Origin of the sequence: Dietzia sp. CW19 (assembly GCF_014145265.1) — a bacterium.
Lineage (GTDB): Bacteria > Actinomycetota > Actinomycetes > Mycobacteriales > Mycobacteriaceae > Dietzia > Dietzia natronolimnaea.
On sequence record NZ_JAALEE010000446.1, the window covers coordinates 1 to 2,025 of the forward strand.

Annotated in this window: 2 protein-coding genes; one reads left to right on the forward strand and one right to left on the reverse strand. The window is 70.7% G+C overall.

Annotated features, from left to right (window positions below; translation table 11 throughout):
* A partial coding sequence (locus G6021_RS13055; protein ID WP_182641476.1) for an MFS transporter occupies positions 1-1,353 on the reverse strand: 1,353 nt, incomplete at its 3' end.
* Between the two features lie 104 nt (positions 1,354-1,457).
* On the opposite strand from G6021_RS13055, the gene G6021_RS13060 reads away from it, so the two are divergent.
* A partial coding sequence (locus G6021_RS13060) for a TetR/AcrR family transcriptional regulator (RefSeq protein WP_182641477.1) occupies positions 1,458-2,025 on the forward strand: 568 nt, incomplete at its 3' end.

The window sequence follows — 2,025 nt, forward strand, 5'->3', positions numbered from 1 at the left end:
GGCCACGGCGACGAACTCCACCGCGCCGGCGAACGAGCTCTCCACCGCCTGACGCCCGGACTCGGGCACGCCGGGCAGGACGTCGACGATCCCGGTGGCGTAGCGGCCGGCCAGGATGCTGCCCGAGAGCGCGATGCCGATCGCGGCTCCCACCTCGCGCATCGCGTCGTTGACGGCGGCGGCCACCCCCTGTTCGTCGACGGAGATGTCAGAGACGATCGCCGAGGTCGCCGGCGCCGTCGAGAGCCCCAGACCCACGCCCGCCGCGAGCATCGGCCACATGATGTCCCAGTACGTGGAGTCGACACCCAGCCGGGAGAGCAGGATCATCCCGGCCGCGATCGCGCCGACGCCCACCACGGAGACGACCCGCAGCCCGACCACGGCGGTGATGCGGGGCGAGACCAGCGAGAAGAGCAGGACCGGCAGCGCCATCGGAGCCAACGCCAGGGAGGCGGCGATCGGGTCGTACCCCTTGACCAACTGCAGGTACTGCACGATCAGCAGGAAGAACCCGAAGATCGTCAGGAACTGCATCCCGACGGAGATGGAACCCGTGGCGAAGCCCCGCCGGCGGAAGTACCGCACGTCGAGAAGGGGATCGGTGGCACGGAGTTCGACCAGGACGAAGGCCAGCAGGCTCACCGCGGCCACGATGAGGGTGACGACGACGAGGGGGTCGGAGAAACTCGTGTGCGCGCCCTCGATGAGGCCGAAGACGACGCCACCGACCGCCAGCGCCGAGAACACGGATCCCAGCACGTCCGGCCGCCCGTGCCGGGACGCCACGGATTCACCGATCGTGAGGGCGGCCAGGAGCACCAGCAGACCGATGCCGGAGTAGACCACGAAGATCGCCTTCCACGACCACACCTCCAGCATGACCCCCGAGCTGAGCAGGCCGACGATCCCGCCGATACCCGCGAACCCGGCCCACATGCCCACCGCGGAACCGCGACGCTCGGACGGGAAACTGGCGGTGAGCAGCGAGAGCGTGGAGGGCATGACGAACGCCGCGCCCACTCCGGCCACCGCACGCAGGACGATCACCCAGAGCGGCGAGTCCAGCCAGATGGGCAGGGCCGAGGACACGGTGAACAGGGCCAGCCCCACGATGAGGGTGGCCCGGCGGCCGAAGCGGTCGCCCAGGGCGCCTGCGGTGAGCACGAGCGCGGCGAGCGCCAGCGTGTAGGAATCGACGATCCAGGTGAGCTGGGCCTGGGTTGCCCCGGTGGCCACGGCGATGTCCGGGAGGGAGGTGTACAGCGCGGACATCGTGGCGACGACCAGCGACACCGCCACGATGTTGACGAACAGCAGCCAGCGGCGCCGTCCGGTGGTCAGTTCCAGCACTTCGGCTCCCTGGGGTCGGAGGTGGCGACATCTGAAGAAACGATACCGCCGGTATCGGTCGGGTCACCACACCGTATCCCACCGGGGGCCGTCACAATGGACCCATGCAGTCTCCGACCGATCCGCGCCGCGCCCGCTCGCGGGGAAAACTCCTGGACGCCGCGGTGGACCTGCTCCTGTCAGGTGGTGCCGCGGCGGTGACGGTGGACGCGGTCACCCGCGTGTCCGGCGTCGCCCGGACCACGCTGTACCGCAACTTCCCCTCCACCGACTCACTGATCGCGGCGGCGTTCCGGCGCCTGCTGCCGGCGCCGGAGCCGCCTCCGAGTGACGCCCCGGTGCGCGATCAACTCGTCCAGTTGTGCACGTCCATGACGCGCCTGATCCAGGACGCCCCGCTCCAGCAGTCGATGTGGGGATGGCTGGCGATGGGCCGGGGTGCCGGGGACGACGACGAGGTGGGCGAGCTGCGCCGCGGCGTCGTGGACTCCTACGCCGCCCCCCTGCACGCCGTCCTGTCCACCGCCGAGTCCGCCGGAACCCTGATCCCCGGGGACCGCGACCTGGCGGTGGCCCAGCTCGCCGGGCCGGTGGTCCTCGCGCGCATGATCGGACTGCGACCGTTCACCGCCGCGGACATCGAGATGCTCGTCGACGACTTCCTGCGCAGCC